This is a genomic window from bacterium, from assembly GCA_017744355.1.
Classification (GTDB): domain Bacteria; phylum Cyanobacteriota; class Sericytochromatia; order S15B-MN24; family UBA4093; genus JAGIBK01.
Window position 1 is genome coordinate 377,036 of the sequence record JAGIBK010000003.1, and the last position, 26,112, is coordinate 403,147.

General features: G+C 67.6%; 24 protein-coding genes. 9 read left to right on the top strand and 15 right to left on the bottom strand.

Annotation, left to right across the window (positions count from 1 at the left end):
- Nucleotides 1–44 precede the first annotated feature (44 nt).
- From J7643_10660 to J7643_10675, 4 genes are all read right to left on the bottom strand, one after another.
- Nucleotides 45–902, bottom strand: coding sequence for a FecR domain-containing protein (locus J7643_10660; protein ID MBO9541038.1), 858 nt, complete (start codon nucleotides 900–902; stop codon nucleotides 45–47).
- Nucleotides 899–1,555, bottom strand: a complete 657-nt coding sequence (locus tag J7643_10665) for a response regulator transcription factor (protein ID MBO9541039.1) — start codon at nucleotides 1,553–1,555, stop codon at nucleotides 899–901. The genes J7643_10660 and J7643_10665 overlap by 4 nt, the downstream gene beginning before the upstream one ends.
- Nucleotides 1,552–3,297, bottom strand: coding sequence for a CHASE2 domain-containing protein (locus J7643_10670; protein MBO9541040.1), 1,746 nt, complete (start codon nucleotides 3,295–3,297; stop codon nucleotides 1,552–1,554). Before J7643_10670 ends, J7643_10665 begins: the two co-directional genes overlap by 4 nt.
- A gap of 233 nt (nucleotides 3,298–3,530) precedes the next feature.
- Nucleotides 3,531–3,722 (bottom strand): 50S ribosomal protein L28, encoded by a 192-nt coding sequence (locus J7643_10675; protein MBO9541041.1) that lies wholly within the window; start codon nucleotides 3,720–3,722, stop codon nucleotides 3,531–3,533.
- A gap of 107 nt (nucleotides 3,723–3,829) precedes the next feature.
- Here J7643_10675 and J7643_10680 point away from each other — a divergent pair, with 107 nt between their 5' ends.
- Nucleotides 3,830–4,531 (top strand): type III pantothenate kinase, encoded by a 702-nt coding sequence (locus J7643_10680; GenBank protein ID MBO9541042.1) that lies wholly within the window; start codon nucleotides 3,830–3,832, stop codon nucleotides 4,529–4,531.
- Here the strand turns inward: J7643_10680 and J7643_10685 are convergent.
- The 3 genes from J7643_10685 to J7643_10695 all read right to left on the bottom strand — a co-directional run bounded on the left by J7643_10685 (nucleotide 4,528) and on the right by J7643_10695 (nucleotide 8,102).
- Nucleotides 4,528–5,703: a LysM peptidoglycan-binding domain-containing protein gene (locus J7643_10685; GenBank protein ID MBO9541043.1), complete on the bottom strand. Its 1,176-nt coding sequence runs from the start codon at nucleotides 5,701–5,703 to the stop codon at nucleotides 4,528–4,530. The two genes, J7643_10680 and J7643_10685, sit on opposite strands and share 4 nt — an antisense overlap.
- Nucleotides 5,704–5,828: 125 nt before the next feature.
- Complete coding sequence (gene ccsB, locus J7643_10690; protein MBO9541044.1) at nucleotides 5,829–6,731, bottom strand: c-type cytochrome biogenesis protein CcsB; 903 nt, start codon at nucleotides 6,729–6,731, stop codon at nucleotides 5,829–5,831.
- 12 nt (nucleotides 6,732–6,743) lie between these two features.
- Nucleotides 6,744–8,102: a cytochrome c biogenesis protein ResB gene (locus tag J7643_10695; GenBank protein MBO9541045.1), complete on the bottom strand. Its 1,359-nt coding sequence runs from the start codon at nucleotides 8,100–8,102 to the stop codon at nucleotides 6,744–6,746.
- Nucleotides 8,103–8,461: 359 nt separating this feature from the next.
- Here J7643_10695 and J7643_10700 point away from each other — a divergent pair, with 359 nt between their 5' ends.
- The gene (locus J7643_10700) at nucleotides 8,462–9,799 is read left to right on the top strand and encodes a glutamyl-tRNA reductase (GenBank protein MBO9541046.1); all 1,338 of its coding nucleotides are present in this window, start codon (nucleotides 8,462–8,464) and stop codon (nucleotides 9,797–9,799) included.
- Nucleotides 9,800–9,865: 66 nt separating this feature from the next.
- Here J7643_10700 and J7643_10705 read toward each other — a convergent pair whose 3' ends face one another.
- The 6 genes from J7643_10705 to J7643_10730 form a co-directional block, all read right to left on the bottom strand.
- The gene (locus J7643_10705; protein MBO9541047.1) at nucleotides 9,866–10,927 is read right to left on the bottom strand and encodes an AI-2E family transporter; all 1,062 of its coding nucleotides are present in this window, start codon (nucleotides 10,925–10,927) and stop codon (nucleotides 9,866–9,868) included.
- Nucleotides 10,928–11,018: 91 nt separating this feature from the next.
- Entirely contained in the window at nucleotides 11,019–11,162 is a 144-nt protein-coding gene (locus J7643_10710; protein ID MBO9541048.1) for a hypothetical protein, read from the bottom strand.
- Nucleotides 11,163–11,264: 102 nt separating this feature from the next.
- The gene (locus J7643_10715; GenBank protein ID MBO9541049.1) at nucleotides 11,265–11,849 is read right to left on the bottom strand and encodes a hypothetical protein; all 585 of its coding nucleotides are present in this window, start codon (nucleotides 11,847–11,849) and stop codon (nucleotides 11,265–11,267) included.
- Nucleotides 11,850–11,904: 55 nt separating this feature from the next.
- Nucleotides 11,905–13,137 carry a hypothetical protein gene (locus J7643_10720; GenBank protein MBO9541050.1) on the bottom strand — a complete coding sequence of 411 codons (1,233 nt, stop codon included), beginning with the start codon at nucleotides 13,135–13,137 and terminating at the stop codon, nucleotides 11,905–11,907.
- Between the two features lie 119 nt (nucleotides 13,138–13,256).
- Entirely contained in the window at nucleotides 13,257–14,645 is a 1,389-nt protein-coding gene (gene rlmD / locus J7643_10725; GenBank protein MBO9541051.1) for a 23S rRNA (uracil(1939)-C(5))-methyltransferase RlmD, read from the bottom strand.
- A gap of 57 nt (nucleotides 14,646–14,702) precedes the next feature.
- The gene (locus J7643_10730) at nucleotides 14,703–15,530 is read right to left on the bottom strand and encodes a hypothetical protein (protein MBO9541052.1); all 828 of its coding nucleotides are present in this window, start codon (nucleotides 15,528–15,530) and stop codon (nucleotides 14,703–14,705) included.
- 166 nt (nucleotides 15,531–15,696) lie between these two features.
- Between J7643_10730 and J7643_10735 the strand changes: the two genes are divergently transcribed.
- Both J7643_10735 and J7643_10740 read left to right on the top strand, forming a co-directional pair.
- Nucleotides 15,697–16,212, top strand: a complete 516-nt coding sequence (locus tag J7643_10735; GenBank protein ID MBO9541053.1) for a hypothetical protein — start codon at nucleotides 15,697–15,699, stop codon at nucleotides 16,210–16,212.
- Between the two features lie 120 nt (nucleotides 16,213–16,332).
- Complete coding sequence (locus J7643_10740) at nucleotides 16,333–16,983, top strand: hypothetical protein (GenBank protein MBO9541054.1); 651 nt, start codon at nucleotides 16,333–16,335, stop codon at nucleotides 16,981–16,983.
- Between the two features lie 114 nt (nucleotides 16,984–17,097).
- Here J7643_10740 and J7643_10745 read toward each other — a convergent pair whose 3' ends face one another.
- Complete coding sequence (locus J7643_10745; GenBank protein ID MBO9541055.1) at nucleotides 17,098–19,494, bottom strand: aconitate hydratase; 2,397 nt, start codon at nucleotides 19,492–19,494, stop codon at nucleotides 17,098–17,100.
- 91 nt (nucleotides 19,495–19,585) lie between these two features.
- On the opposite strand from J7643_10745, the gene J7643_10750 reads away from it, so the two are divergent.
- Nucleotides 19,586–20,551 (top strand): glycosyltransferase family 2 protein, encoded by a 966-nt coding sequence (locus J7643_10750; protein MBO9541056.1) that lies wholly within the window; start codon nucleotides 19,586–19,588, stop codon nucleotides 20,549–20,551.
- Nucleotides 20,552–20,588: 37 nt separating this feature from the next.
- Here J7643_10750 and J7643_10755 read toward each other — a convergent pair whose 3' ends face one another.
- Complete coding sequence (locus J7643_10755; GenBank protein MBO9541057.1) at nucleotides 20,589–21,878, bottom strand: MFS transporter; 1,290 nt, start codon at nucleotides 21,876–21,878, stop codon at nucleotides 20,589–20,591.
- 135 nt (nucleotides 21,879–22,013) lie between these two features.
- Between J7643_10755 and J7643_10760 the strand changes: the two genes are divergently transcribed.
- The 4 genes from J7643_10760 to J7643_10775 are packed head-to-tail and all read left to right on the top strand — an operon-like array spanning nucleotide 22,014 to nucleotide 26,109.
- On the top strand, nucleotides 22,014–22,880 hold the full coding sequence (locus tag J7643_10760) for an LPP20 family lipoprotein (GenBank protein MBO9541058.1): 867 nt from the start codon (nucleotides 22,014–22,016) through the stop codon (nucleotides 22,878–22,880).
- Nucleotides 22,881–22,886: 6 nt separating this feature from the next.
- A complete protein-coding gene (locus J7643_10765; GenBank protein ID MBO9541059.1) occupies nucleotides 22,887–24,398 on the top strand; it encodes a hypothetical protein in 1,512 nt (503 codons plus the stop codon).
- Nucleotides 24,386–24,964 (top strand): SRPBCC family protein, encoded by a 579-nt coding sequence (locus J7643_10770; GenBank protein MBO9541060.1) that lies wholly within the window; start codon nucleotides 24,386–24,388, stop codon nucleotides 24,962–24,964. The genes J7643_10765 and J7643_10770 overlap by 13 nt, the downstream gene beginning before the upstream one ends.
- Nucleotides 24,937–26,109 carry a hypothetical protein gene (locus J7643_10775; GenBank protein ID MBO9541061.1) on the top strand — a complete coding sequence of 391 codons (1,173 nt, stop codon included), beginning with the start codon at nucleotides 24,937–24,939 and terminating at the stop codon, nucleotides 26,107–26,109. The genes J7643_10770 and J7643_10775 overlap by 28 nt, the downstream gene beginning before the upstream one ends.
- Nucleotides 26,110–26,112: the final 3 nt, after the last annotated feature.

Here is a 26,112-nt window from a genome sequence, read left to right on the forward strand (position 1 = left end):
TGCGAATAGCAGGCAAAGGGCGGTGATGGCGAGCGTATACTTTCTCAGCGTCCCGGCCCCCGCAACTTCTCGAGCAACTTCTCGGCACGCCGCTCCCGGCGCTCCTCTTGGTCCTGGCGAACGCGCTGCGCGGCGTCTTCGAGACGACGCTCGACCTTGTCCATGCGCTGCTGCCTCAGCTCTTGACGCTCCTGGCGGCCGAAGCGGCGCAGTTCGCGCTGGACGCCGGTGATCTGCCGCTCCTCGCGCATGGCGCGACCGCCCCGGCCCGTCACCATCGCACGCTCGACGCCGCGTGACTCGGCGCGTTCCAGCCCGCGACGCAGGCGGAAGGTCCTGCCTTCGTCCAGCTCACGATTTTCGGCCCGCTCCAGCCGCTGCAAGCGGCCCATGCGGTCCACGTCGACCCGGAAGCCCCCCGCCACGTCCTGGCTCCGCTCCTCGCGATCGCGGACCTCGACCAGCCCCTCGTAGACCGTCACCCGCGAGCGCTCCTCCTCGTAATCGACCCCCAGGGTGGTGCCGCGGATGAGCGCGGTCGCGTGGGGGGTGCGGATGAAGAAGGGAGCCCCCAGGGCCTTGGTGAAGTGGCTCCAGACGCGACCCGCCTGAAGCAGGAAGCCCCGCTCGTCTTCGACGACCAGCTGAGCGAAGGGCAAGAGAGCCACGGTGGTGCCGTCGTGCCGCGCGACCGTGACCTCGGAGCGCGTGCCGGTCTTGACCGCATCCCCCGCCGACAGCTCCTCGGCCTCGCGGGCCGGGTGCCAGTCGGCGTCTCCTTGGGTCAGGACCGAGACCTCCCCTTTGAGCTCGATGAGCCGGGCGAGACTCGCCGCAAAGGCCGCCGACGAGACCGAGAGCCACACGACCAGGCCCATGATGATCAGGCGTCCGAGTTTCATGACCGCGTCTCCTCCAGCGTGAGCCAGCCCTCCTGGAGGGCCTTGAGGACGGCCCCCGTGCGCGAGCCCACCCCCAGCTTGCCGAAGATATTGCTCAGGTGCTGCTGGACCGTGCGCTCGCTGATGCCGAGGCGAGTGGCGATCTGCTTGTTGCCCAGATCCTTGGCGACCTCACGCACGATCTCGCGCTCGCGCTCCGAGAGGCTCTCGTGAGCCGGGGCCGGCGTGCCGCGCATGGAGCCCATGACCGCCCGGGTGACCTCGGGCTGCAAGAGGGCCGGCTTCCCGGCGGCCACTAGGCGCACCGCTTCGTAGAGCTGCTCCTCGTCGGCCGTCTTGAGCAGGTAACCGTTGGCCCCCGCCTGCAGGGCCCGCAGCACGACGTCCTCTTCGCCGTGGGCCGAGAGGATGACGATGCCGAGGCCCGGACGGGTCCCCTTGAGCCGGCGGGTCGCCTCCACCCCGTCCATGACGGGCATGCTCAGGTCCATGACGAGCACGTCCGGCGAGAGGCGCTCCACCTGGGCGATCGCCTCCTCGCCGTTTCCGGCCTCGCCCACCACCTCGAGGTCCTCGGCCTCCGCGAGCAGTTCACAGGTGCCCCGCCGCACGATCGGGTGATCATCGGCCACCAGCACGCGCCACGTCTTCATCTCGCACCTCCTGTCTGAGGAAACCGCATCTCGATCCGCGTCCCCTTCCCCGGCGCCGACGCCACCGCCAGGTGACCTCGCAGGGCCTGCACCCGCACCCACATGCGGTGCAGGCCACTGTGCTCTGGCCCCTCCGGGGCATGCTCCAGCTCCGGCACCACGAAGCCCTTGCCGTCGTCTTCAACGGTCACGACCGCCTCTTGGCCCTCGTTGCGGAGCGCCAAGCGAATATGAGAGGCTGCGGCGTGCTTGAGGGCATTGTTGAGCGCCTCCTTGACCAACCAGTACAGCTCGGCCTCGCGCCCCGGCTCCAGGGGACGCCAGGAACCAATCTCGGCCTCGACCGCAAGCCCCCTGCTGCGGGCCGCATAGTCGGCGACCATCTCCTCGACGGCCACCCGCAGGCCCGAGCGCGCCAGGGTGTGCGGGACCAGGGCCTTGCGCACCCGCATGACCTCTTCGAGGATGCGCTTGGCGAGCCCCTCGGCCCCATCGAGCCGCTCGCCGGCCGCTGCGGCGTCGTTCGACAGGAGCTTGCGGACCCGGCGCAGGTCGCGGGTCAGGGCGATGAGCAATTGCTGGGTCTCGTCGTGCAGCTCGCCATCGATCCGCTCGCGCTCGCGCCGGGCCTCGCGCGCCAGGTCCGCCGCGTACCACTCCAGCATCCGGTTGCGATCGCGCAGGAGGCGCGCCTGCTGAGCGGCCAGGCCCGCCACGAAGCAGGTGATGACGACCCCGGCGGCGGGCACCAGATCCAGCCACCAGCCTCGAAGCAGGGCCCCCTGCGCCGCTCCGGTGAGCAATATCAAGAGGGCGATGAGCACGAGCACCCGGCGCCCAGACGGGGCCGGGTGCTCAGAGGCCAGGTAGGCCCCGGGCCCGAGGCCGAGGACCAAGAGAACGATCAGGGTCAGGGGAAGGGGCTGGCGCCGCAGGGGGCCCGTGGCGCTCAGGTTGGCGAGCGCGGTGGCGTGCAGCTCGATGCCGCTCATGCGGCCGCGCTCCATGAAGGGGCCCATGAAGCCCGTGTCCGGCAAGCCCTGGGCCGTGGCCCCCACCATGACGATCTTGTCGCGGAACGCGCCCGGCGGTGCCTGGAGAGCCTCGTGGAAGCTGGTGCGCGGGAAGTGGCCCGCCGGCCCCATGGGGTTGAGGTAGCCCTCCGCGCTCGACGCGACGCTCAAGCCTGCCGCCCGGGCCACCGCGAGGCCGAAGGTCGGCAGCATCGTGTCGCCTTCGCGGCGCATGGGATCGAGCTCGTGGATCTCGTCGGCGGTGGTGAATTGGGCCAGCCCCAGGGCCGCAGCGGCGGCCTGGAGAGAGGGGAGGGGCTCGAAGAGGACGGTACGGCCCTCGGCCCCGCCTGCGAGGCTGTAGGCGGGCAGCACCACCCGGCCCATCTTCGCGATCGCCTGGGCCAGGGCCACGTCCTCGGCCGGCTCGCGCGCCGCCTCGTTGAAGGCCACGTCGATCCCCACCGCCTTCGCCCCGTCCGCGTGCAGGCGGTCCAGGAGGGCCGCGAAGCGTCGGCGGTCCCAGGGCATCTGGCCGTAGCGCACGAGCGACGCCTCGTCGATGGCGATGATCGCCACGTCGGGCGGCGGCGCGAGGGGGCCGCGCAGGCGCAGGCGTCCCACCAGAGAGGCACGCTCAGGCGCATCCAGCATGCCGGCGGCGGTCGCCCCCGCAAAGGCGAGGACGACGCAGGCGGCGGCGATGAATGGCTGAAGACGGCGAATCAATGGCGGATCCTCGCGCCCTCTCTTATACCCGCCTCGCCGCCCCCTCATCAAGGGAGCGAGCCGGACGGGCCAAGGATAGCGCAGCGCGCGCGAGGCGGCCTGCGGGGATTCGCGCACGCAGCGCTAGGCAATCTTGCTAAGCGCAAAAGCCGCAGGCGCTTGGCGAGCCATGGAAAAGGCCGGGTAGGTTTTGACCCACCCGGCCTTTCCCGTGTAAAGTGACGCCAGAACCTTTAGACGGCGCGGTGAACCTTGCCAGCCTTCAAGCAGGAGGTGCAGACGCGAAGCTTACGGACGGTGCCGTTCACGTTCGCACGAACGCTCTGAAGGTTCGGGAGCCAACGACGCTTGGTATGCCGGTTCGAGTGGCTGACGTTAAAACCCGTCGAAGGGCCCTTCTCGCAGACGGCGCAGACTTTCGGCACGGTTGGTTCCTCCAGGAAATGTCGGGATGTAGGTGGAAACTCTTTTCCACGCTGGTACGGGAATGATCACAATACCAAACTTCGCTTATGATTTCAAGAACCCACGTATGCTGGTCGTCAGCATCGGCAACACCAACGCCCGTTTCGGCTGGTTCGACGGGGCCGATCTGGTCGAGAGCGAGGCGATCTCCACCGCGTCGCTCAAGAAGGCCCCACCCCGGCTGGAGGACGGCTGGGGCGCCACCATCGTCTCGGTGGTGCCCGAGGCGACCGAGGCGCTCGCCAGGGCCTGGGGAGATCGTCCCCTGCGGATCCTGAACGCCGACAGCGCGGGAATTCCCGTCGATTACCACCCGCGCCAGGCGATCGGCGCCGATCGGCTCGCCAACGCGATCGCCCTTTTGGATCGCGGCCTTGCGCCCGGAATCGCGGTGGATTGCGGCACCGCCACCACCTTCACCGTGGTGGACGCGCGCGGTCACGTGGTGGGCGGCGCGATCGCCCCGGGCCTCGGCACCGCCGCCCGCGCCCTGGTCGGCAAGACGGCCCAGCTGCGCCACGTGCCGTACGTGCGCAAGCCGGAGCCCTGGGGTCAGGACACCATCACGAACTTGCAGCTGGGGATGGTCGAGGGCCACGTCGGTATGATTGCGCACTTGGTGGCGCGCATGCGCGAGGGCCTCGGATCCGAGGCCCCGGCCTTGCTGTGCGGCGGCTGGGCCGAGACCCTCCAAGCGGGTCTGCCCGGCTTCATGTGCGTCCCCTTCCTCACGCTGGAAGGGGCAAGGCTCTTCGGCTCGAAGGGCTAGCGGGGCACCCAGAGGCGAGTGCCGGGCTTGATCCAGTGGGGGTTCTTGATGCGCGAGCGGTTTGAGCGGTAGATCGCCTGCCACTGGTCGCCGCGCCCGTAGGCGCGCTCGGCCATGCGCCAGAGCGAATCGCCCGGGCGCACCGTGACCCAGCCCGCCGAGGGACGCTCGGTCAGGACCGGGATTTGCAGCACCATGCCGGGCTGCAACAAATCAGCACGCCTGATCGGCGGCTGGTTCCGCTCGAACAGCACCTTCCAGCGCGTGGCGTCCCCGAGTTGATGCTTGGCGATCGACCACAGCGAGTCGCCCCGGCGCACCACGTAGGTCCGATGGGCCCTGGGGGCCGCGGGCGTCGCCACCGGCGAGGGTGCGGCGCTGGCGGTCGCCTGCGGCTTCTCGGTGGCCACGGGCGTCGGCTGGGCTGCCGGTGACGGGGTCGCCTTGGCAGTCGGCTGGACCGTGGGCTTCACCGTCGGCTTGAGGGTCGGTTTGGGCGTCGGCTTAGGCGTCACCACGGGCTTGGGCGTCGCGGTAGGGACAGGCTTGGCCGTCGCCTTGGGCTTCGGGGTCGGGGTAGGCTTGAGCGTCGCCTTGGGCTTGGGCGTCTCGCTCGGGGCGGCCTTCGGGGTCGCCGTCGCCTGGGCGAGCGGCGTGGCACCGGGGACCGGCAGCATGGCGATCAGGTTGCTGTCGCGCAGCTGGGTCCGCACGATGGTGAAAGAGCGATAGCCCGGCTTCTCGATGACGAAGCGATCGGTGGCCCCCTCCGGCACCACCAGGATGAGGCGGCCATCGGGACCGGTCACCCCCACCTGCTCGCCGTGCTCACCCACGATCCGGGCCCCCGCGAGCGGCTTGCCGGTGCGCGCGTCGATCACGCTCAGGCCAACTTTTAGTTGCGCCTCGGCCCAGGCGGGCATGGTGGCGAGCGGCGCCGCGGAGATCATCCCCGCGAGGGCGGCCGCCTTCCAGGAGCTTGCGACCCGGCGCGGCCGCGCCACGACCTCAGGCGTCTCCCACAGCGCGAAAGCGCGCAGCGCCTCGGCATAGCGTCTCGGCAGGGCCTCGCGCCGCCAGAGCGGGCTGTGCGGCGCCACCAACTGCTTGAGGATCAGAACCTCGAAGGTGATGTCGTCGGAAGCGGAACCGGGACGGGAAGAAGCGGACATCCGGACCTCGAAACGCGAGAAGCGGGCAACATAACAAAAGTACACGACCGTACGAGCGTGGCGCAAGGGCTCACGCACGCGACGGGCGCGCCGCATGCGGCGCGCCCGTCAGAGGAGGGGAAGGTTTAGAGCAGGCTGCCGTAGGTGTGCAGACCCTGCGCGAGGTAGTTGACCCCCAGGTAGGTGATCAGCACCGAAACGAAGCCGACCACCGACATCCAGGCCGCCCGGTGATCGCGCCAATCGCGGGTCAGGCGGGCGTGGAGGTAGCCGGCGTAGACCAGCCAGGTGATGAGGGCCCAGGTCTCCTTGGGGTCCCAGCTCCAGTAGGTGCCCCAGGCGTGGTTGGCCCACATGCCACCGGTGATGATGCCGATGGCGAGCACGGGGAAGCCCACCAGGGTGAGGCGGTAGGCCAGGTCATCCAGGAAGAGCATCTGCGCGGAGAGCTTGCCGCCCACGGCGGGGCCGCCTTCGAGGGCGAGCATGCCGCCGCCCGAGGTGCCGCCACCCTGGCCTTCCTTCTTGGCCTTGGTGTAGTGCAGGAAGAGGTAGATCACCGCCGCCGCGAACGCGAGCAAGAAGGCCGCGTACGAGATCAGCATCAGGCTCACGTGGATCTTGAGCCAGTAGCTCTGGAGGGCGGGCATCAAGGGGTGGGCGTCCTTGATGCGGGCGGGCAGGACCGAGGCGAAGCCGATCAGCAAGAAGGTCAAGGGCGCCGCCACCACCCCGAAGACCTTGGGCTTGAGGGTGAAGTGCACGACCAGGAAGATCGCGAGCATGCCGAAGATGAGGAAGACCAGGGATTCGAACAGGTTCGAGAGGGGGGCGTAGCCCGCGTAGACGTAGCGCAGGACCATCGAGGCGGTGGAGCAGACCAGCCCCACCCCCATGCCCGCGACGCCGACCCACCGGGCCCAGGCCTGCTTGGCGACGTGCTCGAGCATGAAGAAGACGGAGCTTGCGAGCACGGCCCAGAAGAGAATCGTGATGAAGAGCTCCTCGAGCTGCATGAGGTTGTTCATAGTGCGTGGCTCCTATGCCTTGGCCTCGGCCTTGGCACCGAGTTTGAGGGCGATACGGACGAGCTCCTGACTGAAGACGTAGTGGCCGCGATTGGCCTTGCCCGAGAGCAGATAGCCCCCGTCCTTGGGATTGACCCAGACCTGACGCAGGCTGAAGAAGGCGAGCGCCGTGCCGATGGTGACGATGATGAAGCCGGTGTAGACGAGCGGGATGCCGGGGTCCGACTTGGTCTGGAGGCCGCTGTAGAGGCGCGGCGCCTCATAGCGCAGGGTCATGCCGGCGACCTTCTGCTCGCTGCCCATGGGGATCGACGCCACCGGCTCGGGGCGCGCGCCGCCCGCCTGGAAGCGCATGAGCATGAGCGGGGCCTTCTCCGAGCGCAGGTAGAAGAAGTACTGGTCGCCGCCGATGGGCACCAGCTTCGAGAGCGACCCGTCCAGGCCGATGCTCTGGCCGTTCTGCATCTCGATGGTGGTGGGCTTGCCGTTGAGGACGATGTTGGCGCCGCCGACGCCCCAGAAGGACTGGTAGAACCAGACCCCGTCGTAGATGAAGGGCTCGTTGACCCAGATCCGCTTGGTCTGGACGACCGCGCCGTTCTTGATGACGGACAGCTCGCTGTAGAACTGCTTGACGCGCGTCTCGTCGTAGTAGTCCATCCAGAACTTGTCGAGGCGCACGCTCCAGTCGTGGTTGGCGCGCGCCAGGGGCCCGCGCACCGTCGAGAGGTGCTCGACGATCTGGGCGGCGGGGACGACCTCGCCGGGGAAGAGCGGGACCTGACCCTTGAAGACGCCCACGCCACTCACGAGGCCGCCGATTAGGATGGTGAAGAGGCCGATGTGCGTCACCAGGGGCGCGAAGCGCGACCAGCGGCCCTTGTGGCCGACGAGACCGCCGCTCTTGCTGGGGTAGACGCGGTAACCGTGGGCTTTGAAGGTCCTCGCCAGGTCCTCGATGGGCTGCGCGGGCAAGAGGACCTTGTTCTCGTGGTGGCGCTCCTGGGCGGCGAGCGCCACCTCGGGGGGCTTGCGCAGCCCCACCTTGAGCCGGGGGATGACGACCGTCAGGGTCGAGATCCACAGGTTCAGGAAGAACAGGGCCAGGAGGGTGAGGAACCAGCCGGAGTAATAGACGTTGTGGGCCCCGACGGCGCGCAGCACGGCCTTGGCGCCGTCGCTCATCTTGAGGGCGTCGATGGAGGCGATGTCCCCCTGCGGCACGATGGTGCCGATGATGGCGCCCAAGGCGATCGCAAGAATCAGGACGATGCCCAGCTTCACCGATCCCCAGAACTTGATGAACGAGGGCCAGAAGGGCTTGGCGGTCGATGCGGGGGTCTCGTTGGAGGAAGGGGCTGTCGTCGACATGGGGATCCTTAAAGCAAGCCGGTCACACGGCATGCGTGCGTCAGGCAGGGTGCTCCGAGTCAATTCTACGCCGCGGGTTCGCCAAGCCGCAAGGCAAGGCAACGACGGCCGGGGATCTGCCCTCACAGGGTACCGCGCCCCGGCAGCCGGCGGGTATAAGGGTAAACTACCGATTCACAGGCGCACCAAGGGGCGTATTATCAAGATAGATGCCCTTTAAGGTCAAGAAATCTTTACCGAATCGTTCCGCCACGATGGCGCGGCCCCGCATCAGGTCGGTTATAATTCTTCCTAAGCCGATTCTTTTGTAGATGCGATGCCCCGAGACGGCCGATCGGCTTGAGGAGTTCCAGCACACGATGCACGTCATGATGCTCGGCCTGAGCCACCACGCCACCCCAGTCGAAGTCCGGGAGCGCGCGGCCATGTCGGGGAGCAAGCTTCCCCAAACTTTCGCAAACCTGCTCGCGCACCCCGAAGTCCTCGAGTCGGTCATCCTCTCCACCTGCAACCGCGCCGAGATCTACACGGTCGTCGAATCGCTCGAAGAAGGGCGCGAGGCCCTGCTCGCCTTCATGGCCGATGAGACCGGCCTCTCGCGGGGGGTGCTCGAAGCTTACGCCGAGTTCCTCACCGACTCCGACGCCATCACCCACCTCTTCCGAGTGGCCGCGGGCCTCGAGAGCCTGGTGCTCGGCGAGGGCCAGATCCTCAGCCAGGTCAAGGACGCTTACGCCACCTCCCTCGAGCACGGCGGGGCCGGGGTCATCCTCGATCGCCTCTTCCGCGCGGCGGTCACCGCCGGCAAGCGCGCCCGGACCGAGACCGACATCGCCCGCGGCGCCGTCTCGGTGTCGAGCGCGGCCGTCGAGCTTGCGCGCCACACCCTGGGCGACCTCAAGGGCGCCACGGTGCTGCTCTTGGGCGCGGGCAAGATGAGCGAGCTCGCCGCCAAGCTCCTCGGCGGCTACGGCATCGGCCGGGTGGTCGTCGCCAACCGCTCGTTCGAGTCGGCCGAGCAGCTCGCCGCCAAGGTCAACGGCGAGGCGATCCCCTGGATCGACATGGCCCCCACCCTCTCGGACGCCGACGTGGTGATCTGCTGCACCGGCGCGCCGCACTACATCCTCTCGGCCTCGGACGTGGCGGGCCGCCTGAGCCAGCGCGCATCCGAGCGTCCCATCGTGTTCATCGACATCTCGGTGCCCCGGAACCTCGACCCCGAACTCAAGCGCGTGCCGGGCGTCGAGCTGTTCGACATCGACGACCTGCACTCGGTCGCCAGCCGCAACCGCGCCGAGCGCGCCGGCATCGTCGACGAGGTCGTCGCCATCCTCGACCACGAGATCACCGAGTTCCAGACCTGGGTCAAGAACTTCCGGCTCACCCCCATGATCACCTCGCTGCGCACCCGGATCGGCTCGCTGCGCGAGACCGAGCTTTCGCGCTTCTGGGGCAAGCATGCCGAGGCCTTCACGCCCGAGCAGCAGGCCATGATCGAGGAGATGACCCAGGCCCTGGTCAACAAGATCCTTCACCAGCCGACCGCCGAGCTCAAGCGCATGAGCCTGCCCCAGCAGCAGCGGCACGCCTCGGCCCTCAAGGCCCTGTTCGACCTCAAGGTCGAGAACCTCGCGGACCACTACCGCCGCAAGATCGACGAGCGCCGCAGCCGCACCGCCCCCTTGATCCTCTAAACGCGAACAGGGCAAACGCAAATGAGCCGGTCGGCGAGACGCCGACCGGCTCATTTGCGTTTGCCCTCAAGGATCGTCGGTCAGGCGGTCCATGACCGGCACGTACAGGTTCTGGATCAAGACGAGGAGCATGGCGGTCACGGGCACGGCAACGATCGCCCCCACCAGCCCCAACAGCTGGCTACCGATGAGGACCGCGTAGATCACGAGCAGCGGCGAGATCTCGACCGTCCGGGCCATGATGAACGGCCCCAGCACGTTGGCCTGGATGAAGTTGGAGATGGCGTAAACCACCCACGCCAGGAGCATGACCTTCCAGGAGACGGTGAGCCCCACCAGAGTCGCCAAGGTGACGCCGGTGAAGAAGCCCAGATAGGGCACGATCTCGAGCACTCCCGAGAGCAGCGCGATGAGCCACGCGTACGGCAAGCCGATCAGCGACAGGCCAATGGCGAGCATGGTCGCCAGCGCGGACATGCTCATCAGCTGCCCGCGCACGTAGGCCCCCAGGCGATCGATCACCGGCCGGAACTGGGCGGCGATCAGCTCGCGGTGCCGCGCGGGGAAGAGCGACACGAAGCCCCGCCCGAGCTCCGGACCCTGGAGCAGCAGGAAGAAGGCGCTCAAGAGCACCATCATCAGGCCGGCAAGAGCGCTTGCGACCTGCAAGGTGAAGGACAGCCCTGCCTGGAGCCAGCCGCCCAGCCGCTGGGAGAGCCACGCGCTCACCTCGACGACGACCCGCGAGATCTCGGGAGACTGCCCCGCCCGAGCCGCGTAGAAGCGGGTGAGGCGCGATAGCCAGTCCTGAACGGCAACCACGGTGCCGGGGAGATTGGCGACCAGCGCGCGGGCCTGCTCGAGCACCACCGGCAGCACCAAGAGGACCAAGAGGGCGCCCACGGCGAAGAGGCTAAGGAAGATCACCCCGATGGCGGCGGGCCGGGGCCAGCGGTGCGCGACCAAAAAGCGTACCGGGGGCTCCAGGGCCGAAGCCACCACCAGCGACACCAGCACGAGCCCGACGATGAGGGGAAAGGTTTTGAGGGCGAGAAGCAGCAGAAAGAGGGCGATCGCAATAACGATCGAGCGAGGGGCGATCGCAACCGTCAAGGTCGGCTTACCCATGAAAAGAGCTTGGCATGCGCCCCACCATGAGCGCATGCCAAGCCCGACGATTCTTGTTGTCCGGACCGCCTTAGCAGGATGGCCGCAGGCGCTAGGTCCCCTGAGGGACCTGCTGGACCAAGACCATCCGCTCGCACTGCGGGCACTCGAGAAGCGAGGTGACCGAGCCCGAGGGATACCGAATGTCCTTGATCCAGGCGGCCTCGAGGCAGCCACACTCGGGACAGATGTTCAAACGCACCTCCAAAGCCGGAAAAAAGCCGCGCCCCGAGAGGAGCGCGGCCATTTTTGTACCCGGCTCGCAGGGCGCAAAACCGTGCGAGGAAGGGTTTTCGGGCTACTTGGTCTCGCCGGTCGTAGGGGGCACGAGGCGATCGCCGATGGTCTGCTTGGGAGCCGCAGCGCCCTCGGTCGCACCCTCGACGGCGTCGTAGGGGCTCACGTCCTTGACGCGCTTGAGGGCGTCGATCAAAAGGACCATCATCTCGTTGGCGATCTCGCGCTGGCGGCTGATGCTGCCGGTGTAGCGCCACTCGTCGCGCAGACGCTCGTAGCGAACGCTGGCGCGGTCGGCGATGTCGTAGATGCGGCGCGAATCGGCGCCGGAGGCTCCCGACTGGGCCGAGACGGCACGGCGCACGTCGCTGATCCCACCCGCGAGGGCCGAGATCATGCGGTCCTCGATGCGATCCTTCTCGCGATCGCTGTAGGCGCGCATCCACTCGTCACGCAGGTCGTCGTAGCGGCGCAGGGCGGTGGTGGCGACGCGCTGGGCGTCGCGGACCGAGTAGTAGTCCTTGGCCTGGAGGGTGTCGCTGGAGGTGCCCTGCAGGCTCGCCAGGGACATGCCACCGGCGCCGCAGCCGGCAAGGGTGGAGGCCAGGGCGAGGGCAGCCAGAAGGGTCGCGGGCTTCAGGGCCATTTGAAAGATTCCTCCTCTATTTCGATTGCGTCGCAAAGGTGAAGGGAAAGCGCGGCTACCGGGTATTGACCGCGTCGTTCAGCAGGAAAGGCAGCTGCTGGGAGACCCGGCGGATGGCGTCGACGTTGTAATCGACGTCTTCCTGGGTGTCGGGGTAGCGCAGGCCGGGGACGGGGTTGGTGCCGAGGTAGCTGCCGTAGTCACCCATGTACTCGGCGTTCCAGCCGAGGCGCGCGATCTTCTGGGTGACGACCGAGTTGGCCATGCGGTTGAACTCGGCGGTGCTCATTTCCGGGCTGTCGTGCCACTTCTCGGCGATCTCGCGCTTGGTGCCGGGCTGGTTGTAGATGTTCATCGCGGTGATCAGGTTGCGGTTGAAGGAGCGGCCGCCCTCGGTGACCATGTAGTTGGTCAAGGACAGACGGTTGGTGTCGTAGACCGAGTTGAAGGCCGGCAGGTTGTTGATGCGGCGGTTGACGTCCTCGTTGACCCAAGCATCCACCCGGCCCTGGTAGGCGCGGTTCTCGGAGGTCTGCATGTCCTGCTGCTTTTGGGCGCGGACCGAGGGCAGCAAGGGCTTGAGTTCGTCCTCGCTCTTGACGGGTTTGTAGGCGTCCTTGCTGAAGGGGTGGGCGCCGTCGTCCTTGGCCAGGAAGATGGTCTTGCCGCTCGAAAGCGCGAGCTTGGCCTCACCCGCATCCAGCTTGGGGTAGGTCTTGCCGACGAGGCGCTTCTTCTCTTCGCGCAGGCGGCCATAACCGGCGAGCAGGTCCACGGGGTCGTTGGAGACCTCGCTCAGATCGACCTTGCGGGCAGGGACGGGCGCCGGGGGCAGGGCGATCTTGGGCACGGGCTTGGGGTCGCTCGGCAGGATGACGGGGAAGGTCGGCTGCCAGTAGTAGCGGGGCTCGTGGACCGGCGGGGGCGTGGGGCGATCCGAGTAGCCGTCGTCCCGGCCGGAGGGCGGCGTGGGGCGCGTGCTGCCACCGGTCGAAGGGGGAGTCGGACGGCTGCTACCGCCGGTCGAAGGAGGGGTGGGGCGGCTGCTGCCACCGGTCGAGGGCGGAGTGGGGCGATAGTCGCCGTCGTTGGCCGCAGGCGGGGTCGGGCGGCCGCTGCTGCCGGTCGAAGGCGGCGAGGGGCGGTTCGCATCCGACTTGTAGCTGTCCTTGCTGGAAGGAGGCAGCGGGCGGGCGTCGTTGGCGGCAGGAGGCGCAGGACGGGTCGACGTGGTGGAGCCGACCGAAGGGGGCACCGTACGCTGGCTAACCGAGTTGCTGCTGCTCATGGGAAGAAGCCTCCTTGGCGACGACACGACGGACGTTCAACTTGCGTTAAGAACGTTATCCGCGCCGAGAAGGCGATCTTTCTTAAATCAATCCCAAGACAAGGTAAAGGAACGGTTAATTATCCCGCTGGACGCTCCAGGAGGGCGACGGTCTCGACGTGGGCGGTCTGGGGGAACATGTCCACCGGCCGGGCACGCACGAGGCGATACCCGCCCTGCTCGGCGAGGATCTTGAGGTCGCGCGCGAGGGTCGCGGGGTTGCACGAGACGTAGACCAGGCGGGGAACCTCGGTCTTGGCGATCGCCGCGAGCACCTCGGGCTCGCAGCCCTTGCGGGGCGGATCGAGCACTACCCCGTCCAGGGGGCCCATGGTCGCAAGCAGCCTCGGCAGGCGTTCCTCGACCTTGCCGGTTTCGAAGCGCACGTTGGTGATGCCGTTGCGCGCGGCGTTGGCCTGCGCGTCGCGAGTCGCCTCGGGGATGGCCTCGATGCCCACCACCTCGCCGGCACCGCGCGAGGCCAGGTAGAGGGCGATGGTGCCGGTGCCCGAGTAGAGGTCGGCCGCCCGGCCCTCGGGGCGCAGGGCGAGGTAGTCGGCGGCGAGCGCGTAGAGCTGCTCGACCTGCTCCGAGTTGACCTGGAAGAAGCTGCGGGCCGAGATGGCGAACTTCAGGGGCCCGATCTGCTCGGTCAGGTGGTCCTTGCCCCAGAGCACCCTGGTCTCGTCGCCCATGAGGGTGTTGCCGGGCTTGGCGTGGACGTTCTGCACGATCGAGACCACGTGCGGGAAGCGCTCGCGGACGGCCTCGACCCACGCCTCGGCCTGGGGGAAGGCCGCGCGGGTCGTGACCAGCCCGATCATCAGCTCGCCGGTCTGGTGGCCGGCCTTGGCGAAGGCCGAGCGGAGCCAGCCCCGCTGGGTCTTCTCGTCGTAGACCTCGAAGCCGAAGCGCGGCAGGGTCTCGTGCAGGAAGGCCAGGACCTCGTTGTTGAGCGGATGCTGGATGTGGCAGTGGTTCACGTCCACCACCCGGTGGCTGCGCGGCTCGTACATGCCGATCCGGTAGGTGGGGCCTTCCTTGGCGATCGCCCAGTGGACCTTGTTGCGGTAATCCCAAGGGTCGCCCATGCCGAGGGTGGGCTCCAGCCAGTCCCCCACCTCGAAGCCGCCGATCCGGCGCAGGGCGTCGGCCACCTGCTCGCGCTTCCAGTGGAGCTGGCGCTCGTAGTCGAGCTCCTGCCACTGGCAGCCGCCGCAGGTCCCGAAGAGCGGGCATCGCGCCGCGACGCGCTCGGGGCCCTCGGTGATGACCGCGTCGACCACTGCGCGGGCGTAGCCCGGCTTGGTGGAGACGATCTTGGCCCGGACGCGATCGCCCGGGACGCCGAGGGGCACGAAGATGGGGAAGCCGTCGAGACGGGCGATCGCCTCGCCGCCACCGACCAGGGCTTCCAGCTTCAGATCGAGGGTATCACCGACGCGAACGGGAACTGCTTGCTTAGCCATGAGGTGCAGTATAGCACGGTTTGCGGGGTGAGCTGCCCGCGACGCCGGGCGTCCGACTTACGGCAGCTGCGCCCAGGCCTCGCGCAAAGGGATCGCGGGCAGATCGTTCACCAGGATCCCGATGCCGCGCGCATGCAGGCGCTGGGCGTCACGGTCCATCGAGACGGCGCCAGAAAGACCGAAGGCCTGCACCTTGAGAAAGCGTGCGACCAGGTCATCGGCCTCCCCGTGGCTCGCCGCGTGGGTCTGGACCCCATGAGCGGCGGCGAAGCCCACCGACTCGACCAGGTGCTTGGTCATGGCGAAGTGGCTGTCCGCCTTCTTTTCGAGCTGCTCGACCCGATCCAGCAAGGAAACGCTGAGGGCAGCCACCTGCTTGAAGTCCCGGCGCTTGATCGCAACCTGGGTGGCGTCCTGGTAGTCGTCGAGCCATCCTTTGAGCAGGCGCACATCCGCATCGCTGGCTTGCTTGCGATGGCGCGGCGGGGTCTCTGGCGGCAAGACGCCGCTCATCGAGACGAAGTCGCCCTTCACGACGGGAATGCCGCGCTTGTTGAAGTCGGCCGCGGCCCGGTCGAACCAAGCAGCCAAAGGCAGCACGAGGAACTCGAGGGAGATGAGCTTCTGCGAGAGCGGCAGCGACGCACCCTTCGAGGCCTTCGCGTAGACCTCCCGGCGCTCGCGGTTGGAATGGATGGCTTCGCGGACGTGCTGGTAGAAGCCCGTGGTGCTCTGCGCCGGCACGTAGCTGCTCTGTGCGGCGAGGCGCGGGGGTTCGGGGCGCTTCGCGGGCGCGCCGGCCTTCTGGTCGCCACCAGCAGCGAGCGTGGCGAGACGCGGATCCGGTCTGATGGTCGCTCGCGGATCGAGCCAGTTCTCGGGCATGCATTCCCCCCTAGGCAACGGGTTGTCTCTTCGAAGAGTTATAGTGACACCCGGCTCCTTAGTTGCCTGAATTTAAGGCACATTTAAGGTCACCCTCGAACCGAGTCCCCCGACAAGATCCATGTTAGCGTGGCGTCGAAAATTCCCCGCGAGGAGGACCCAACCCATGACCCAGCTCAAGGACGCCATCGACGGCTCGCTCTTCTCGGGCCTCAAGCGCATCGGCCAAAAGCCCGCGCACCGCCCCGTGATCGACGCGGTCAAGGACTACACCTCCAAGAACCAAGGCCCCATCCCCGCCGACCGCGTCCACGAAATCGCCGTCCGCGTGGCGCGCGACGAGCTCATCCTCGAAGGCAAGAAGCAACCGACCACCGAGCAGATCAACGCCAGGGCTTACCTGGGGGCCGCGATCGCGGGCGTCGAGCAGCCCTTCACCATCGCCGAGGACACCCGCGCTCCGGCCAAGGCCGAGCACTACTTCCTGAGCGGCGCCATCAGCAGCCGGGTCGCCTCCTGGCTCCCTTTCCTGCCCGAGAAGGCCCGCCACTGGGTCGGCTTCCAGACCTCGCACGCCATCGGCGTGGTCAAGGAGGTGGCCGACGCCATCAAGGGCACCGGCTACAAGAAGGAAGACATCAAGACCGACGATGCTGGATCCCGCCGCGCCTTGAAACCCTAGCCCATCCCCCGTTCGGGGCCCGCGCAAGCGGGCCTTTTTCTTTGCCGACAAGGGTATAAGGGAACCACCTAAACCTCATGATGTCCGAATCGCGCCCAAGAAAGGAAGCAGTCAACCTCCATGGCATCCGTCAGTTTCTCGGTCGGCGAAGCGCTCGGCTTCGGCTGGAAGACCTTCAAGGCGCACTCCTGGCTCCTCCTCGCGGCGGTGATCGGCCTCTTCGGCCTCACCTTCGCCCTGCAATGGGGCCTCGATGCGCTGTTGGGCGAGAAGAGCCTCCTGGGCTCCTTGCTCGGAATGCTCGCCGGCACACTCTCTACGTGCTGCTTCATCGGCTTCTACCTGGATCTGCTCGAGACCGGCACCCCGGACTTCCAGGCGCTCTTCAGCCGCCTCAGCCCCAAGAAGGTCATCAACTTCGTGCTCTTCTCAATGGCCTACGCCTTCATCTGCATGGTCGGCTTCTTCATGCTCATCGTGCCGGGATTCGTGTTCATCGCCATGTTCAGCCAGGGTGGTTACCTCATCATCGACCGGGACCTGAACTTCCTCCAGGCCCTCCAAGAGAGCGCGAAGATGACCAAGGGAGCCAAGGTGGACCTCTTCCTGTTCGGGCTCGCCGGCTTCGGCCTCTGCCTGTTGGGCCTGATCGCGCTGGTCGTCGGTATCCTGGTGGTCGCCATCGTCTACGGGGTCGCCCAGACCTACATCTATCGCCAGTTGCTTCCTAAGCTGGATACCCCCGACGGGCTCGAACTCGCCCACTCCTGATTCCCCTACGTCAAGAAGGGCCGCCCCGGAATCGGGGCGGCCCTTCATTCCTATCTTTTTCTCGAAACGCGAAGAGCGGCCCAGGACTCCCCGGGCCGCTCTTCGTTAACTGGCCTACGCCGTCGCGCCGGCCTTCTCGCCCTGCTGACGCAGGAGGTTGAGGGCCGAACCCGCGCGGAACCAGGTGATCTGCTCCGCGTTGAGGGTGTGCTTGAGGGCGACCTTGTCGGTCGAGCCATCGGCGTGAAGCAAGACCGCGAAGACCTGCGAGCCGGGCGCGAGCTGCTCAAGGCCCTCGAGGGTGATCTTGTCCATCTCCTGGACCTTCTCGTAGTCCGCGCTGTCGGCGAAGGTGAAGGGCAGGACGCCCTGCTTCTTGAGGTTGGACTCGTGGATACGGGCGAAGGAGCGGGTGATCACCGCGCCGCCGTTGAGGAAGCGGGGCGACATGGCGGCGTGCTCGCGGCTCGAGCCCTCGCCGTAGTTCTCGTCGCCGACCACGACCCACTTGAGGCCCTGGGCCTTGTAGGCGCGAGCGACGGCGGGGATGTCTAGGCCCTTCTCGCCGGTCAGCTGGTTCAGGGTCTTGCCGGCCTCGCCCGTGAAGGCGTTGTTGGCGCCGGTGAACATGTTGTCCGAGATCTTGTCCAGGTGACCGCGGAAGCGCAGCCAGGGACCCGCGGGCGAGATGTGGTCGGTCGTGGTCTTGCCCTTGGTCTTGACCAGCAGCGGCATCTGGTTGAAGTCCTCGGCCTTGTGGGGCGCGAAGGGCGAGAGCAGCTGCAGGCGGTTGCTGTCAGGAGCGACCTCGACCTTGACGTTCGAACCGTCCTTGGCAGGGGCCAAGTAGCCGTCGAACGCGGTCTTGAAGCCCTCGGCCGGGATCTCGGGGGCCTTGGCGGGAGCCTGGAGCTTCCACTTCTTGCCGTCCTCGGTCGTCAGCTCGTCCTTGAGGGGGTTGATGTCGAGGGTGCCCGCCAGACCGAAGGCCATGACGATCTCGGGGCTCGAGATGAAGGCGAAGGTCTCGGGGTTGGAGTCGTTGCGGGCACGGAAGTTGCGGTTGAACGACGTGATGATCGAGTTCTTGACGCCCTTCTCGATGTCCGTGCGCTTCCACTGGCCGATGCAGGGCCCGCAGGCGTTGGACATGACGACGGCGCCCACCGCCTCGAGGTCGGCCATCTGGCCGTCGCGCTTGATGGTCTCGAAGATCTGGTCCGAGCCGGGCGAGATGAGCAGCGGGGTCTTCATCTTGGAGCCGGCGGCCACGGCCTGGCGGGCGATGTCCGCAGCGCGGCCGATGTCCTCGTAGCTGGAGTTGGTGCAGCTGCCGATCAGGCTGCTGGTCAGGTTGAGGGGGTAGCCGTTCTCACGGGCTTCCTTGGCCAGCTCGCTGACGGGGCGGGCCAGGTCAGGCGTGTGGGGCCCGACGATGTGGGGCTCGAGCGCCGACAGGTCGATCTCGATGACCTCGTCGTAGTAGGCGCCGGGGTTGGCCTCGACCTCGGGGTCGGCCGCGAGCATGGCGGCGTAGTCCTTGGCGATCGTGGCGAGGGCCGCGCGGCCGGTGGCACCCTGGTAGACTTCCATCCGCTCGTCGAAGGGGAAGACCGAGCAGGTGGCGCCGAGCTCGGCGCCCATGTTGCAGATGGTGGCCTTGCCGGTGGCGCTGATGGTGCGGGCGCCGGGGCCGAAGTACTCGATGATGCGGTTGGTGCCGCCCTTGACCGTCAGCTTGCCGAGGATGTAGAGGATGATGTCCTTGGGGGCAGTCCAGCCGTTCATCTCGCCTTTCAGCTTGACGCCGACGACCTTGGGCTGGAGCACTTCCCAGGGGAAGCCCGCCATCACGTCCACCGCGTCGGCGCCGCCGACGCCGCAGGCCGCCATGCCGAGACCGCCCGCGTTGGGGGTGTGGCTGTCGGTGCCGATCATCAGGCCGCCGGGGAAGGCGTAGTTCTCGAGGACGACCTGGTGGATGATGCCCGAGCCCGGCTTCCAGAAGCCGGCGCCGTACTTGGCGCAGACCGAGCTCAGGAAGTCGTAGACCTCTCGGTTCTCGTTGATCGCGGCCTCGGTGTCGGCAGCAGCGCCCGTGCGAGCCTGGATCAGGTGGTCGCAGTGGACGGTGGTCGGGACGGCCACCTCGGGCTTGCCGGCCTGCATGAACTGCAGCAGGGCCATCTGGGCGGTGGCATCCTGCAGGGCGACACGGTCCGGACGCAGCAGCAGATAGGCCTTACCCGCCTCGATCTCCTGGTTGTGGGGATCGTCGAGGTGCGAGAAGAGGATCTTCTCGGCGAGCGTCAAAGGACGCTTGAGGCGATCGCGCACGATCGAGAGGTTGCTCTCCATCCGCGCGTAAATGCCAGTCAAGAGGTCGGGGGTGGTTTCGATGGTGGGCACGGGTTTCCTCCATTTGATCGAAGGAGCGACGCGTGCGCGAGCGAGGCGCCGCCTACGATTAAAGAGTTTACCAGAAGTTGCCCCCTGGCGGCTCGGCTGCATGGGCCTTGCGCGCCCCTTCTCAGATCGACTGTTCGTGTGCTACGGTGGCTGATCTCGTACCGTTCGATGAAACCTAGCGGAGGGATACTGAGTGAGCGTGCAGAACGCGACGTTGCCGGCCGGGGCGGCCGAACTGATCGAGATCCCCGGCCTGTGCCCCGACGACGCGGAGACGACTCTCAGCATCGTCATCATCATGCACAACGCGGTCGAGTACAGCGCCAAGTGCCTGGAGAGCATCCGCAAGTTCACCACGGTGGACTACCGGATCCACATGCTGGACAACGGCTCCAGCGACGGCACCCGCGAGTGGCTTGAAAGCCTCCCCGAGGGGCTGGTGGATCGCCACTACAGCGACAAGAACCTGGGCGCTCCGGGCGGCCGTAACTACCTCCTGCGCCGGGCGCCGGTCGGCAAGTACGTGATCTTCCTCGACAACGACTGCGAAGTCTTCGAGGGCTGGGACAAGGTGCTGGTCGACGCTTTCGAGTCGGACCCCGCCATCGGGGCCGTGGGGCATGCGGGCTGGTTCCTGCACGTGATGCCCAAGAACCGGGTGGTCATTCCCCCGAGCGACTCCCAAGGCCTTTCCGAGATCGACGTGCTGACGGGCTACTGCATGGCCATGAAGCGCGAGGCGGTGCGCGCCTGCGGCCTCTTGGACGAGGGCTACGGCCTCTACCTCTTCGAGGACGACGACTACTGCCTGCGCATCAAGCTCGCCGGCTACAAGGTCATGGGCCTGCCCACCATCCCGGTGGTCCACCACATGCACCGCTCCAGCTCGACGGTGCCGCAGATCCTCAAGCTGCTCTACAGCCTGGAGAAGCAGGCCTACTTCGGCAACAAGTGGTACGGCAAGGCCAAGCTCGCGAAGAACTACTCGTTCTTCGAGGCGGCGCCCTTCTACGTGCGCGAGGGGGTCATCGGGGCCAAGGACGTCATCCGCGCCCAGCTCGTCACCTGGCGTAACACCCTGACGGGCTCCAACAAGGTCCGGACCATGGAGAAGACCGTGCCCCAGGCAGCCGCCGAACAGACGACCGCCGAGCGCTAGGCCCGGCGCCTCTTCTAAATCAAGCCCGCTGACGCGTTCAGCGGGCTTCTTGCTTGTCGAGCGAGTCGGCGATGTGCAAGAAGGCCATCCCGCCCATCAGGAGGCCGAAGAGGGCCATTACCACCGCCGGGCCCCACAGGTCCGCCAAGGGGCCCGCGATCGCCATGGGCAGGGTGGAGGCGAGGTTCATCAGCATGGCCTGGACGCCGAAGATGCGGCCGCGCACCTCCTCCTCGATCCCCTCCTGCAAGAGGGTCGAGATGGGGATCTCGATGCACGCCCCGCCCGCGCCGATGAGGATCGCAAGGGCGTAGACCAAAGGCCAGGCGACGGCAGGGCCGATCCCCACGGCGAAGACGCCGACGAGCGCCAGGGCGACGATGGCCGTCCCCGCGAGGATGAAGCCGGTGCGGATCAGGGTGTGCTTGGCGAAGCGCATGCCCCAGCGGCCCAGGATGAGAGCGCCGACCACCATGCCGAGACCGACGAAGGCCAGGATGTAGGTGAAGTCGGCCGGGTCGGTGGTCTTGAGCGCGGAGAGGGCGAAGCCCTTGGCGATCACGTTCAGGGCCGCGAAGGTCCCGAACATGGTCATGGTCATCGAGTAGGCCTTGAGCAGGCGCGGGTTACGCTTGAGATACGAGAAGGCGAAGCTCCACTCGGCCCAGAACGAGGACTTGGCGGTCTCTTCCTGCTTCTTGCCTTCCTTGGGCACCCGCAAGAAGGCTGCCCCCAGGGCGCAGACCACGTAGAGGGCGACCACCACCAGATGAGCGCGGTGGGGGGTCGCGATGCGCCAGATGGGCCCCGCCAAGGCGAAGCTGCCGATGAGCGCGCCGACCATGGTCGTCATGAAGACCGAGTTGGCCGCCATGAGGTGGTCCTTGCGCACCAGGGTGGGGATGGCCTTCATGAAGGCCGGGTCGTGGAAGCGGGTCAGGACCGAGAAGCCGAACGAGAAGCCCAACAGCGGCCAGACCGCATCCCCCGCGAAGGGGATGGCGAGCACCAACAGGGCGCGCAGCAGGCCCGAGACGATCATCAGGCCGCGCAGGCTGAAGCGATCGACGAAAACGCCCGCCACCGACCCGAACAGCACCGAGGGGATCGAGGAGGCGAGCGAGAGGGCGCTGACGACCGAGTTGGATTGGTTGCCGTGGAAGTCGGCGAGCATGATGAGGAAGACGAAGAAGAGCTTCTCACCGAGGTTGTGGACGGTCGAAACGAGCCACAGGCCTAGAAAGTTGCGATCCTTGAAGAGACTCTGCTCGTCCGGAGCGGCGGGCTGGCCGGCCATGGGTACCTCGGTCGGGGAAGGAGCGCTCATGCCACCTCTGTCTTGCGCGTTGCGTGCAGAAGGCCAATTCTAGCACACCGGGCAAAAGGCGAGTGAGCCTTGACGGAGCCTCGCTCGCAAGCTGAAATGGAAGGGTCCCGCCAACGACGCCAAGGAGTCCGATCCATGACCCGAAAGCGCGCCCTCAAGCCCAGCGCTCGCCTCGCGCTCGCGGCGATCGCCCTCGTCCTGACCCTGTCCCCCGCCCCGAGCCTGCGCGCCGAGGTCGAAGAGACCCGCGCGGGGGTGACCGTCGACTGGAGCGACGGCCTCATCGTGGTCACGGGCCAGGGCGTCGAGCCCGAGAGCGGGACCCGCGCCCAGAAGCGCCTGATGGCCGAGCGCGCCGCGCTCAGCGACGCCTATCGCAAGCTCGCCGAAGCCACCGACGGGATCCGCGTCGAGGCCGACACCACCGTCAAGAACTTCGCCGCCGAGAGCGACCTGGTCCGCACGCAGATCAGCGGCCTCATCAAGGGGGCGCGGATCGTCGAGACCCGCCACCACGAGGACGGCTCGGCCGAGGTCCGGGTCTCGCTCGATCTCTACGGCAAGGGGCGATCGCTCGCCAAGGCCGTCCTGACCCAGCCCTCGCCCAAGAAGCTCAAGCCCACGGGCACCGTCGACTCCCTGCTCGCCCCGGCCGAGGTCCGCGTCGAGCACACCGGCCTCATCGTGGATGCGCGCGGGCTCGGCCTGGAGCCCGCCATGAGCCCCATGATCCTCGACGAGAGCGCGGCCCGGCTCTACCTCTCGCCCAAGGTCTCGGTCGATCCCGAGGCGGTGGTGAACAAGGGGCTCGCCTCCTACGCCAGCAGCCTCCAGGAGGCCCAGAAGCTGCAACGGGTCGGCTCCAACCCGCTGGTCCTCAAGGCCAAGCGCGTCGACGACCGGACCAACGTCGTCCTGGACGATACCGCCGCCAAGCAATTGCTCGGGGCGGATCGCCGGAAGGGCTTCCTGAAGGACCTGGCCGTCGTCCTCGTCCCCTAGCGCGCCATGCTCAGACCGCTTCTGCTCCTGGTCCTCGTGCTCTTTCTCGCGCTGCCGGCGCAGGCGGCGGAGCTCTACGCGCGCAAGACCATTGCGGTCTTCGGCGAGAGAGGGGATCCGGCGGTCGCCGTGGTGCGCGGCGCCTTCGGCTCCATGGAGCGCTTCGACTACGCCTCGATCCCCGTCAAGGCCTGCGACGAGCTCTACAGCTTCCTCGATCGCTACGAGGCCAGGGTCGCCGAGACCGCGGCCGAGACGGCCGCGCGGGGCCTTTCGCCGGATGAGAAGTTCAAGGAGGCCGTCGTCGACGGCGCCGACGTGGACCGGATCCAGCGCTCGGCCTACGCCCTCGCCCCGACCTTCCGCTTCGCTCCCTGGGTCCGCGCCGAGGCCGAGAACAAGACCATCGACCGCGACGGGGTCCGCCACTTCCAGACCAACGTCCGCTTCTCCAGCGCCTTCAGCTTCCACCTGCTCGTCTACGACGTGGCGGCACGCAAGGCCATCGGGCGCTACGCCGACAGCGAGACCCTCTCCTACACCGTCACCAAGGAGATCGCCGAGACCGATAGCCGCGAGACCCGGCGCTACAAGGAGGCGCGCTTCATCGCCGATCTGCTCGCCATCGAGGAGGGCGGCCCGCGCGCCAGGCTCTACGAGCAGGCCGTCCGGCGCCTGGGGGGCATGGCATCGAGCGCCGTGGTCTGGGCCCGCAAACTCGATCCCTTCATGATCAAGAGCCAGGTGATCACGGCGGATCTGGCGCGCGACCAGGTCCGGATGCAGTTCGGCAAGGACCTGGGGATCCGCACCGACCACGCCTACCGGGTCGTGCGCAAGCAGCGCCAGTCGGACGACACCTTCAAGCTCGCCCCCATCGGCTACCTCAAGGTCCGATCGGTCGATGCGACCTCGAGCCTCGCCCAGCCCCTCATCGTGGACGAGGCCTTCGGCGAGGGGGACCAGCTCCTCGAAATGCCGCGCCACGACGTCTACCCCGGCCTGAAGCTCGGCCTCGCGCCGCTCGGCAGCTACGTCCCGGCTCTCAGCGTCCCCATCGAGTTCGACTTCGGGCCCTGGAGCGGGGTGAGCGAGCTGTACGGCGTCTTCGAGGGGACCTTCCTCGGCGGCCTTCCGACCTACGGCATGCAGGGAGAAATCGGCCTCCTTAAAAAGGAGTTCCGCCGGCAGTGGGGCTGGTATTATGGCGCCAAGGTCGGCGCGCTTCGCGCACAAGCGAACGTCACGCCGATCGCAGGCTACGACTCGGGGTCGATCCACGCCGTCACGGCGGGGGGCAGCCTCGTCACCGGCCTCAACTATCACCTGTCCCCCGACATCCTCGTGACGGCGGGGCTCGGCTACCAGCTCTACGCGCCGACCAACCAGTGGCGCGCCAGTTATCGCAGCTGGGACGGCAGCAGGGAAGCCGACTACACCCTGCCCGTCTCGGCGACGTCTCCGACCGTCTCTGCAAGCGGTTGGATCCTGAACATGGGGTTCTCATGCGCCTTCTAGCTTTTACCGGCGCCGCCCTGCTTTCCTGCACCTCGCTCGCGCCTGCCGCGTGGGCCCTGACCAGCGAGGAGACCAAGCTCCTGCGCGGCGAGACGATCGTCAAGGACATCAAGATCGATGGCTTGAACGGCATCGAGGCGAGCTTCTTCGCCAAGGCCCCGCCCGAGGTGGCCTACCGGGTCATGGCCGACGTCGACCAGCTGGCCGCGTTCATGCCCTCGCTGAAGGAGTGCGTGATCCTCGCGCGCGGCGACGGCTACGCGGTGATCAAGCAGATCGGCGAGGGCGGCGAGCTGACCCTGCGCCGCAGCATGCACCCCCCGGACGAGCTGCGCTGGACCCTGATCCAGAGCCCTATGCTTCGCCACATGAAGGGCTACTGGCGCATGAAGCCGCTCGAAGAGGGGACGGTCCTCTCGTACGGCGTGGCCGTCGAGCCCGTGGTCCCGCTCCCGAGCAGCGTGGTCGTCCACTTCCAGCAGCAGAAGATCCCGCCGCTGGTCGAGAACGTCCGGGCGCGGGTCGAGAGCCGAGGCAAGTGGACCAAGCCGGAATTCGGCCGGTGAGGCCGACGGCCGCGATGCGGGGGCTCGGGGCGCTGGTGGCTGCGGGCCTGGTGCTTGGAACCCTGCCGGCGATCGCCGCCCCTCGCCCCCTCGCCGCCCAGGACACGAGCGAGCGGGCCGTCACGGTCGAGGGGCGCGGCGAAACCGACGAGCAAGCGCTCAAGGACGCCCTGCGCAAGGCCATCGAAGAGGTCGTGGGGGTGCTCGTCACCTCCGAGAGCGAGGTGCGCAACTTCGCCGGGGTCTCGGACCGCATCTACGCGCACAGCGAGGGCTACGTCCGGCGCTACGAAATCCTCGACAAGTACCGAGAGGTGGACGGGGTGCGGGTGGTCAAGGCCCGGGTCCAGGTGACCCAGGGCGCGATCGCCGACGACCTGGTCGCCCTCAAGGTGCTCCAGATGGAGCTCGGCAACCCCAAGATCCTGGCCATCCTCGACCCGGAAGGCGAGCAGGGCCTCGCGCTTGAGCGCGCGGCCTTCTCGCGGCTCGCCCTCGATCGGGTCAACCATTACCTGAGCGCCAAGGGCTTCGACTACGTGGATGCCGCCGAGCTCACAAGCACCGAGCCAACCGCCACAGGGACCGCACTGGAGCGTGCCCGTGCCGTCGCCAAGCGCGCGGGGGCCGACGTGTTCGTGACGATCGCCGCCGACCTGCGCGAGACGCGCCAATCGGGCGCCTACCGTTTCGCCCGTGCCTCGGTCCGCGTCAGCGCCTTCGAGGTCTCGACCGGCCGGGGCCTTGCCGCCGATTCGGGCTACTCGCGCGAGCTCGCCCTCAAGTCCGGCCTGGAATCGAGCAAGGAAGCCGCCATCGAGGAGGCGGTGGGCGACGCCATCGACCGCACCATGCGCCTGGTCATCCAACGCTGGAAGGCGGACGCGGCAAAGGGACGCCCTTTCCGCATCGGGGTGCGCGGCATCCGGGACTACGCCCAGCAGCGGGCCTTCACGGCGATCCTCGAAGAGGTGGGGCGCGAGCTCAAGCTCGAAGCCTCGGGGGACGGCACGGCCTCCTACACCCTGTGGAGCCGCGAAGAGGCCGCCACCCTGATCGATCGCATCCTGACCAAGGGCGGCAAGCTCAAGGGGCTGCACCTGCACAAGCAGGAGCAGGGCCGCGTGGAGTTCGTCCTCCGCTAAGCC